Source organism: Streptomyces pseudogriseolus (assembly GCA_002154585.1).
In the GTDB taxonomy this organism is placed as follows: Bacteria; Actinomycetota; Actinomycetes; order Streptomycetales; family Streptomycetaceae; genus Streptomyces; species Streptomyces pseudogriseolus.
On record MUNG01000574.1, the window covers coordinates 1 to 9779 of the forward strand.

Sequence of the window (9779 nt, forward strand, 5' to 3'; positions counted from 1 at the left end):
GGCGGGGGCCGCTGCGGGGGCCGGTGCGGGGCCGCCCTCGCTGAGGCCGTACCGGCCGTGGAACCTGCGCAGGAAGGACGGCGCGTACCAGGCGGACCGGCCGAGCAGGCGCATCGCGGCCGGCACGAGGACTCCGCGTACGGCGACGGCGTCGATGAGGATGGCCAGGCCGCTGCCCAGTCCGAACATCTGCATGAAGCTGATCTTCGCCGTCCCGAAGGCGAAGAAGCTCACCGCGAGCAGGCAGGCCGCCGCGGTGACGATGCGGCCGGTGTGGCCGAGACCGTCGGTCACGGCGGTGCGGGTGTCCGCGCCCTGGTCGTGCAGTTCCTTGATCCGGCTGGTGACGAACACCTCATAGTCCATGGACAGACCGAAGGCGATGCAGAACATCAGCACCGTCATGGACGCCTCCATCGGCTGCGGCGTGACGCCGATCAGCGAGGCCAGGTTGCCGTCCTGGAAGATCCAGGTCATGACGCCGAGGGTCGCGCCCAGGCTGATCACGTTGAGGACCAGCGCGCGCAGCGGCTGCACGACGCTGCCGGTGAACAGGAAGAGCAGGACGAAGGTGGTCAGGGCCACCAGCCCCAGGGCGAGCGGGAGCTGGCCGCTGATGGAGTCCTTGGAGTCGACCAGTTCGGCGTCCCCGCCGCCCACCAGCGCCTCGGTCCCGGCGGGCGGGGCGACGGCCCGCACCTCGTCGACCAGGTCCTGCGCCTCGTCCGACCTCGGGGTCAGGCCGCTGACCACGGTGACGCGCTGGGCGTCGGGCCGGCTGAGGGCCGCGCTGCCCGGGCCGGCGGCCTCCGGCCGTCCCTTCTCGTACGTGCCGATGCCGGTCTCGACGCGGACCACGCCATCGAGGGCGGACAGTTCGGTCGCGTAGGAGCCGAGCGGCGCCTTGTCCACGGGGGCGTCGATGACGATGTGGAGGGCGGCGTCGTCGTTGCCGTCGAACTTCTCCCGCAGGACGGAGGCGACCTGGCGGCTCTGCGCGTCCTCGGGCAGGACGCGCTCGTCGGGGGTGCCCAGGGTGATGCCGAGCAGCGGGCTCGCCGCCACCAGCAGGACGGCCAGCACGGGCAGCGCGGTGAGCACGGGACGCCGCATGACGGTGCCGGCCAGCCGGCCCCACAGGGGCGCCCGGGTGGAGGTGCGGGCCCGCTTCGCCCACGGCAGCCGGCCGCTGTTGACGCGGTGGCCCAGGACGACGAGCAGGGCCGGCATCACGAAGAGCGTGCCGACGGCGGCGATGGCGACGACGCCGACCCCGGCGTAACCGAAGGAGCGCAGGAAGTACTGCGGGAAGACCAGCAGCGCCGCGAGCGCGACGGCCACCGTGGCGGCCGAGAAGGCGACCGTGCGGCCGGCCGTGTGCACCGTGTGACGGACGGCGTCGTCCACGGTGGAACCGGTGGCGAGCTGCTCACGGAACCTGCTGATCATCAGCAGCGCGTAGTCGATGCCCAGACCGAGGCCGAGGGCCGTGGTCAGGTTGGTCGCGGACACGGACACGTCCACGACGCCGCCGAGCAGGGCCAGTTCGGCGAAGGTGCCCGTGATGGCGATGGTCCCGATGGCCAGCGGCAGGAGCGCGGCGACCACGCTGCCGAAGACGACCAGGAGCAGCAGGAGGGTCAGCGGCACGGCGATGGCCTCGGCCAGCAGCAGGTCCTTGGGGGTCTGCGTCTCCATGTCGTTGCCGACGGCGGCGCCGCCTCCGGCCTGGACGCTGAGCCCGCCCTCCCGGGCCCCGGTGTACGCGTCGATGACGGTCTTGGCGTTCTTCCGCTGCTCGGTCTCGTCCCCCTTCACATGGGCGAGCACCAGCGCCTCACGGCCGTCCTCGGAGCGCAGGGCGGGCTGCTTCGCGTCCCAGTACGCGACCACGTTCTCGAGGTTGGGATCGTCCCTGAGGTCGGCCACCAGGGCCCGGCCCGCGCGGTCTGCCTCGGGCGCGTCGAGGCGCGAGCCGGGGGCCGAGACCAGGAACACCAGGTTCGTCCCGCCTCCGAACTTCTCCTCGATGGCCTGGCCGGCCTTGGTGGACGGAGAGGCCGGGTCGTCGTAGCCGCCCCCCTTCAACTGGCCGAACGCGCCGGCTCCCACGGCACCCATGAGCGCCACGGCCACGACGGCGACCACGAGTACCAGCCGGGCCCGGCGGATCGCCAGATCGGCTATGCGTTCAAACACGCACGTTCTCCCTTGCTTCCTTGCGCCTTGCGGTGAGGACGACGGAGTACGGCCGGAGTGGTCTCTCGGAAGCCGGCGTCGCCGCGAGACGACGTTAGTGAGAACGTCCGTTCTTTGGCAGTATGAGATTTACCTGACACTGTCAGGTTTTTCGATGGACTGTCAGGGCGCGTCACCCTAGGCTCGCCGTATGTCAGCAGACCGGCACACCACCACGGCTCCCGTCTCCCTGCGCGAGCGGCGCAGGAGCGCCGCGTCCCGGGAGATCGTCGACGCCGCCGAGCAGCACCTCGCCGCGCACGGGCCCGCGGCCCTGTCCCTGCGCGCGGTCGCCCGCAGTCTCGGCATGACGGTGCAGGCGCTCTACCACTACTTCCCGAACCGCGACGCCCTCGTCACGGCGCTGATCACCAAGGCCTACGACGACCTGGCCGACGCGTTGCAGGCCGCCGCCGACCGCGCGGGCCCGGACGTCCGCGAACCGCGCCTGGTCGTGGTGGCCGAGGCGTACCGCGAGTGGGGCGTGGCCCGCCCCGAGCACTTCCAGTTGCTCTACGGGACACCGCTGCGCTCGTACGCGGCCCCCGCCGACGGTCCGACGACGCAGGCGGTCCGCCGGATGGGCACGGTCTTCCAGCGCGAGCTGTTCGCCGGCTTCACCCCGGAGCAGCTCGCCGCGGCGGACGTGCCGCTGCTGTCGGCGGCGCACCGGGAGCAGCTGGAAGGACTCCCCGTGCAGGCCCAGGGGGACCTGCCGGCCGCCGCGGTCGCCCTGTTCCTGAGCGCGTGGGGCCACGTGCACGGGCTGGTGGTCCTGGAGGTGTTCGGCCACACCTCGTTCCTCGGCGGCCGGCAGGCGGAGGTGTTCCGCACGTCCGTCCGCATGATGCTGGAGGACATCCACCGCCGTATCCCGGCCGGTCCGGTCCAGGACGAGCGCGTAAGGTGACCCCCGATGAGTCCACGCACCTCCCCGGTCGGCCGGCGGCCGGTCACGATACGCCGGGCCGTTGCGCGGGACGCCAAACGGCTCACCCGGCTCGTGCGTGGCTCAGGCGCCTACGCGGGCATGTACGCGTCCGCAGTGGCGGGCTACAGGGTCGGACCCGACTACATCGAGTCCCACCGCACCTACGTGGCCGTCGGCGCCGACGAGCACGGAGACCGGATCCTCGGTTTCTACGCGCTCGTCCTCGCTCCACCGGAGCTCGACCTGCTGTTCGTCGCCGACGAGGCGCAGGGGCGGGGTATCGGACGGCTGCTCGTCGCGCACATGCGGTCCGAGGCCCGCGCCGCCGGCCTCGACCGGGTCAAGGTCGTGTCGCACCTCCCCGCCGCAGACTTCTACCACCGCGTAGGCGCGGTGCGCACCGGCACCGCCCTCGCGAACCCACCCGCCGTGCCGTGGGACCGTCCCGAGTTCGAGTTCCGTATTCCTGCGGAGTGACGTGGTGTGCCACGCCAGGACCGTCCGCCCAAGGCGTGCACGGCGCCGACCGTAGCGGCAGGAGCGGTGACGCGGTCCGCCGTCGGGTACGGGCGTCCGTACCGCCGGGGCGTGTGAGACGACGAAGCCGCACCGGAGCGCTCCCGCGCGGTTACGTCCGAGAGCGGCTGCTCCGGTGCGCACGATGCGGTCGGCGCCGTGCGTGGTGCGTGTTCCTGTGACGCTCTCGGCGTGCGCCGGCAGCGTGCGCCGACTTTGCGATCACACTCGCCCCGAGGTGCGGTGCGGCAGGGCTGCCACACCCAGGTGGCGCCCTGACAGGTCACCTCCGATGCCGGGCAGGGGTCGGGCCCCTGGTCGGTAGAGTGAGAGGAGTGAGGATGGAGGAGCAGTGAGAGCGCCGCGCACTCTGGCCACTCTGGACGAGGTCGACCCTGGTGATCACGTCTGCCAGGTGCTGGATCGAACCGATCACGTCATCGATTGCAGCCGGTCCTTCGTTGCGGACGGGGCCTTGCACGGGGACAAGGTGGTGATCGTCGGGCCGGCTCTCGAAGCGGGGAGTGAGTTCGCGCAGCTCGTGCTTGATCCGGCCCGGCTGGACGGCTCTCTGCTGGCCGCGGTGCGCCGGGAGGCGGCCGACGCCGACCGCGAGGGGTTCCGCTCGCTCCGGGTGCTGCACCATGTCAGGCCCGGCTGCCGTGCGGAGCGGACGAAGGAACTGTGGCGCAGTGAACTCGATCTCGAGGAGTTCGCCGCCGACACCGGAGCCCTGGTGGTCTGCGTCTACAGCGGTGCCGACTGGGATTCCTCCACCCTGGAGCAGATCGGGTGCGTGCACCCACACAGTCTGGGCAGCCGTCCGAAGGTACCGGCGTTCCAGGTGTACCGCACGGGGAAGGAAGGCTGGACGGTGAACGGGATCGTCGACAGTGACGGCGCTGTGGCTTTCGGCACCATCCTGTGCACCCTTCTCGCCCAGAGGGCAACGGTTCGCTTGCTCTGCCACGCACTGGAGTTTCTCGATGGCGCCGGGATGAGCGCCCTTGCCGATGCGGCCAGACACCTTCCGGATCGCAAGGTCATTCTGGAAGGCACCAACGACACCGTGCGGCTCGCCTGGGAGCTGTCCGGCTTCGCGATCCCCGAGATTCCGGTGGTGATGACGCCGTGACCTTCTCCGCTCCCAGCTCCGCCGCTCCGGGCGCTGGATACCGGCACGAGCTGTACCCGTACTCCGGCAGGGACGCGTTCGTCGAGGGCGCCCTCGGTTTCATCCAGGACGCCCTCGATGGTGGCGAGGCCGTCGTCGTCGCCGTCCCACAGGACAAGGCGTCCCTGCTGCGCGCCGAGATCCGCGACGAGGATGCCGTCCGCTACGTCGACACCGCGGGGGTCGCGCACCATCCCGGTAGGCTCATCGCCGCCTGGCAGGAATGGATCCAGGAGTACACGTCACAGGGGCGGCCTGTCCGCGGGATCGGCGAATCACCGTGGGACACGGTCCGCACCCCGGCCGAAGCCGAGGAACTGCGCTACCACGAGTGGCTCCTCAACAAGGCCTTCGCCCGGGGCCCGGCCTGGTGGCTGCTGTGCCCGTACGACATCGCACACGACAAGGCCGCACTGACGGAGATGGCCCGGTGCCACCCCGAGCTGCGTCAGGACGGCTGCACGATGCCGTGTGAGGACTACGACCCGCACGCACCGTACCGCTTCACACCGCTCACCGACCCGTGCGACCCGTACGAGGAGTTCGCCTACAGCAGCGGGGACCTGCCCGCCTTGCGCGAGAAGATCGCCGCGTGCGCCGAACTGCACGGCCTGACCGGCCGACGCCTGCGCGAGCTGCACCTGGCCGCCACGGAGGTGGCCACCAACAGCATCCGGCACGGCGGCGGACACGGTGTGCTGCGCACCTGGAACGAAGAGCATCGACTCGTGTGCGAGTTCCGTGACGCGGGCTACATCGAGGACCCTCTGGTCGGCCGGAGAAGGCCGGATGCCAGGCAGGTCGGTGGACGCGGCATGTGGCTGGTGCACCAGCTCTGCGACCTTGTGGAGATCCGCTCAGCACCGGACGAGGGCACCAGGATCCGGCTCCACACCGAGCTGCCGGAGTAGACCCGCACTCGATGTCATCCTGCCGGACGGTGTCCAGGGGCAGGCACCGTCCGGCAGGGACGGTGGGAGGGCCGCATTCGTAGGCCGTTACCCGCAGCGGGCGTGCCAACGCATGATGCGTCGGTCTGCCTCAGGACAACTGGGGCAGACGATGGAGCAGAGGTGGAGCCGAAGCACCCCGGTGACACGGCCCGACGGGAACGATCTGGAGGGGAGTCCCTTCTTCATGCTCACTGTCCGGATGCAGCACGGGGACGCGACGATTGCACAGCTCCCGGAGACGGTCGACTACGACAACGCCTACCTTGTCGGTGCCCAGTGCGAGGACTTGGTCAACAGCGGCTGCACCACCCTGGTGGTGGACGCATCCAAGGTGACGTACATGGATTCCTCCGGCATCAGCATGCTCGTCACGCTGTGGCGCATGCTCGACCAGCGGGGCGGCGTCCTGCGCGTGGCCGCCCTCAGCGCCCACTACGAGCAGGTGTGGCACCTTCTCGGGCTTGAGCAGGTGTTCCCCGTGTTCCCCACGGTGGACGCCGCCCTCCAGACTCCTGCCGCAGGCGACATGTCCGGGATACGCGAGGAATGCACCACGGCCGACATGTCTGCCGCATGCGCGGCGCGGGCGGAGAAGACGCCAGGGTAGGTGTGCCGACGCCCTGGTGAGGTTGTCGGCGGCGTCCCGGCCGAGCAGAACGGCGGATGGACCGCGTTCAGGAGAGATTGTCAGTCGGTGAGCTGACGACGTGGTGGAGTTCCGCTTCGTCTGACCACATCACGTGAGGGTGGCCGCCGGTCCGGCGGCCCCGCGGTCGCGGAAGGGGCCGGCTCTGCCGGGTCGACCCCTTCGCGCTGCCCAGGCGGTTCCCCCGCGCTGCCGCCGGGCGCGGCGGGCGGCCAGGAGGGCGGCGACGACCGTGAGGGCGAGGGCGGTGAGGAGGAGTCGGTCCCTCCTCGCGCAGTCGGCGGCCGGCACCGGAGCCAGGGGGGCCGGGGGCCCGCGGTACAGGTCGTGGGTGATGCGCTGCCAGACGCGCTCCGGGGGCGCGGCCGGGAGGTCCACCAGCTGGGCGGTGCGCGCGGCAGTGACCACGCGTGTCATCGTCCGCAGCTCGTCCCGGCAGCGCGGGCACTGCGCGATGTGGCGCAGCGCACCGGCGTCCTCCTCGCTCGCCGTGGCATGCCCGAGGGCCAGTTCCACCAGGTGAGCGGGCTCTACATGGGCCACTACGCCCTCCCGGACTCGACGGGCTCCGCCGTGACGACGAGGTTGGACAGATAGCCGCCCCGCTCGGGGACGAACGGCGGCGCGCAGGTGATGAGCGTGAGGACGGGGGCGCCGAAGCGGCGGAACACCGAGGCGGGCAGCTCGTCCTCCGGGACGGTCTCGCGCGCGACGACGCGGTAGCGCACCGGCTCCGCCTTCGCCCGGCGCACCTCGATCCGGTCCCCGGGCCGCACGTCGTAGAGCGCGGCGAACTCGCCGATCTCGCCGGTGTCGTCGTCGACGTGCCCGACGAGCACGGCCGAGCCCCGGTCCCCGCCCGGCGCGGGGCCGTAGCGGTACCAGCCGGCCTCGGACGGATCCTCGGGGACGGCCATGTCACCCTCGGCCGTCACACCCACCGGGCCGACCCGGGCGTCTAGGCCGACGCCGGGCGCGACGACGCGCACGGGCGGGGGAGGAGCCTGTGCCGCCTCGCGCGGGGAGTGCGGGCCGGCCGAGGCGGGCCCCTCCGCCGGGTCCTGCGGACCCGCCGGAGCCGCGGTTCCGGCCGGCACGTCCGAGCGGGCCGTGCCGAAGTCCGGACCCACCGGGGGGTCGTTCGGCTCCGGCGGAGAGCCGAGGACGGCTGCCAGAGCGGCAGCCGCCACGATCGGTCCCGTCAGCCGGAGCGCGCGGTCAGCCACGCCGGCCGGCGATCCGGCGGACCACCAGCGCGCCCGTCAGCACGGCCGCCCCGCCCGCGACGGCCCAGCCGGCAGACAGGTCGGTGGAGTTCGGGGTCACTGCGGCGCCGCTCCCGCCGGCGGGAACACCGCGCGGGCTGGACTCCATGCCGCTGAACGTCTGGGTCGCCAGCGCCAGGTTCTTGTCCTCCGCGCTGCCCCAGGCGTAGACGACGTTGCCCGTGCCTTCCGCGAGGTTCAGGTCGGCCGGGCCGATGGCCACCGTGTCGGTGCCCGCGAGCACCACGTCGGCGTTGATCGTGCCCGCGTCGACCTCGGCGATGTCCTCCTTCGGGTTGGTCAGGTCACTGAAGACCGGTTGCCCGCCGGCCCGGACGTCGACGGCCGGTGCCGCCGCGACATGGCGGACCGTGAGGCGGGACTGGCCCGCGTCGACCTGCGAGACGTCGTTGGCGAAGGCCGTCAGCTCGGGCTGGCCGTCGGCGGAGAGGTGGGCGGCGACCGTGGCGTTGCCGCCCTCGGGCACCTCCACCGTCTTCTGCAGGGCCGGGGTGCCGTCCGGGCCCTTGCCCGCTTCGAAGATCTTGATGTCGTAGGTGCCGGCGTCGAGGGACTGCGGGTCCGTCACGGTGCCGGGCTTGAAGTCGCTGAGCAGTTCGTCGCCGTTGGCGTACACGTCCACCGTCAGATCGGGGATGCCGTGGAAGACGGACACCATGGCCTTGCCGGAGTCGTCGGCGGCCAGGGCGGGAGCGGCGGCGCCGAGCGCGAGGGCGCAGGCGCCGGTGGTGGCGGCGAGGGTGAGGCGGAGGGGGGAGGTCATCGGAATCATCCCTTCGGCAAGTCTCCGTACGGTGCGGAGTCTCGATCCTGTTTCGGGCGTGGGGGCCGCACCGGATGCGCTCCGCGCGGATCCGTTTCAGCCGGATCGCACGCCGGTGTCGTGGACGGGGCTCTGCTCGACCGCCTGGCGCAGCCGGTGCAGACCGCGGCGGGCGTGGCTCTTGACCGTGCCCAGCGGTATGCCGGTGCGCTCCGCGATCTGCGTCTGGGTCAGGTCCTCGTAGAAGGCCATGCACAGCACCTCCCGCTGGTGGTGCGGCAACCGGCCCAGGGCGTCGGTGAGCAGCACGCGGTCCAGGACGCGGTCCGGTGCCGACTCGCCGTGGTCCGCCGGGGCGTCCGCGTCCCGGGCGGCCGAGTCGACAAGCGTCAGACGCCTCGTCCGGGCGGCCAGCGCGTCGACGATCTTGCGGCGGGTGATGCCGACCAGCCAGGCGCCGAGCGGGCCCCGTTCCGGGCGGAAGCCCGCGCGGCCGTGCCAGGCGCCGAGGAAAACCTGCTGGGTGACGTCCTCCGCCTCATGGGTGTCGCCGAGCACCCGCGTGGCCATGGTGTGCACGAGGGAGCCCCAGCGCCGGTAGATCGCCGCGAACGCCTCCTCGTCGGCGGCCAGCAGGCCCCGGGCCAGCTCCTCTTCGTAGCGTGTCCCCTCCGCGGGCGGGGCGGGGGCGGCGACTCCTGTGTTCGTGATCATGCCGGGTTCCTCCTGCCGGACTCCGTGCGGGGACGGAAGGCCGTTGTCGGACCGCACCTGCCGCTGCCGGGGGAAGCCGCGACGCGGACCGTGCGTTCCCCGTCAGTGTTCGGTGCACAAACGACGCAGCTCAACATGCGTCGCTTGTGCGTCGTACGATCGACGCATGGGTGCACGGAAACGCAGTGACAACCCCGCGACGGCTCCGCAGCCGCGCGCCGACCTGCCGGAGGGGGCCGGGCTGACCACCGGCGAGGTGGCCAGACGGCTGGGGGTGGCCCCGACGACGGTCCGCACCTGGGACCGGCGCTACGGTCTCGGCCCCGACGCGCACACGGGCGGCCGTCACCGCAGGTGGACCGCCGTGGACGTGGCCCGGCTGGAGCGGATGTGCGCGCTGACGGCGACGGGGATAGCGCCTGCGGAGGCTGCCCGGACGGTGCTGCGCGAGACGCCGCCGGGCGCCACTCGGGTCTTCGGGGCGGGGGACGCCGCCGGGGTGCCTGCGCGCGGCCCCGCCCCCGCCGCAACCGGCGCGGGGCGGGCCGCGACGGGCGC

At 72.2% G+C, this 9779-nt stretch carries 11 protein-coding genes; 6 read left to right on the top strand and 5 right to left on the bottom strand.

From position 1 onward, the window contains the following. Positions 1-2199: MMPL family transporter (locus CCN29_RS32915; protein WP_107481763.1), on the bottom strand; the 2199-nt coding region annotated here is incomplete at its 3' end. Positions 2200-2389: 190 nt separating this feature from the next. On the opposite strand from CCN29_RS32915, the gene CCN29_RS32920 reads away from it, so the two are divergent. The 5 genes from CCN29_RS32920 (at position 2390) to CCN29_RS32940 (ending at position 6419) form a co-directional block, all read left to right on the top strand. Next, positions 2390-3148 carry a TetR/AcrR family transcriptional regulator gene (locus CCN29_RS32920; protein WP_006135436.1) on the top strand — a complete coding sequence of 253 codons (759 nt, stop codon included), beginning with the start codon at positions 2390-2392 and terminating at the stop codon, positions 3146-3148. Between the two features lie 6 nt (positions 3149-3154). Further along, positions 3155-3646, top strand: coding sequence for a GNAT family N-acetyltransferase (locus tag CCN29_RS32925; protein WP_086686174.1), 492 nt, complete (start codon positions 3155-3157; stop codon positions 3644-3646). A 391-nt stretch (positions 3647-4037) separates the two neighbouring features. Next, positions 4038-4820 (top strand): MEDS domain-containing protein, encoded by a 783-nt coding sequence (locus CCN29_RS32930; RefSeq protein WP_086686176.1) that lies wholly within the window; start codon positions 4038-4040, stop codon positions 4818-4820. After that, the gene (locus tag CCN29_RS32935; RefSeq protein WP_086686178.1) at positions 4817-5770 is read left to right on the top strand and encodes an anti-sigma factor RsbA family regulatory protein; all 954 of its coding nucleotides are present in this window, start codon (positions 4817-4819) and stop codon (positions 5768-5770) included. Before CCN29_RS32930 ends, CCN29_RS32935 begins: the two co-directional genes overlap by 4 nt. 226 nt (positions 5771-5996) lie before the next feature. Continuing rightward, a complete protein-coding gene (locus CCN29_RS32940) occupies positions 5997-6419 on the top strand; it encodes an STAS domain-containing protein (protein ID WP_086686184.1) in 423 nt (140 codons plus the stop codon). 129 nt (positions 6420-6548) lie between these two features. On the opposite strand, the gene CCN29_RS36540 is transcribed toward CCN29_RS32940, so the two are convergent. The 4 genes from CCN29_RS36540 to CCN29_RS32960 all read right to left on the bottom strand — a co-directional run bounded on the left by CCN29_RS36540 (position 6549) and on the right by CCN29_RS32960 (position 9221). Next, on the bottom strand, positions 6549-7001 hold the full coding sequence (locus CCN29_RS36540; protein ID WP_442538637.1) for a hypothetical protein: 453 nt from the start codon (positions 6999-7001) through the stop codon (positions 6549-6551). Beyond that, on the bottom strand, positions 7001-7648 hold the full coding sequence (locus tag CCN29_RS32950; protein WP_442538638.1) for a class F sortase: 648 nt from the start codon (positions 7646-7648) through the stop codon (positions 7001-7003). The genes CCN29_RS36540 and CCN29_RS32950 overlap by 1 nt, the downstream gene beginning before the upstream one ends. A 28-nt stretch (positions 7649-7676) precedes the next feature. Next, positions 7677-8507, bottom strand: coding sequence for a DUF4397 domain-containing protein (locus CCN29_RS32955; RefSeq protein WP_086686180.1), 831 nt, complete (start codon positions 8505-8507; stop codon positions 7677-7679). A 96-nt stretch (positions 8508-8603) separates the two neighbouring features. Further along, positions 8604-9221 carry a sigma-70 family RNA polymerase sigma factor gene (locus tag CCN29_RS32960; RefSeq protein ID WP_086686182.1) on the bottom strand — a complete coding sequence of 206 codons (618 nt, stop codon included), beginning with the start codon at positions 9219-9221 and terminating at the stop codon, positions 8604-8606. Positions 9222-9387: 166 nt separating this feature from the next. On the opposite strand from CCN29_RS32960, the gene CCN29_RS36545 reads away from it, so the two are divergent. Continuing rightward, positions 9388-9779: MerR family transcriptional regulator (locus CCN29_RS36545; RefSeq protein WP_442538639.1), on the top strand; the 392-nt coding region annotated here is incomplete at its 3' end.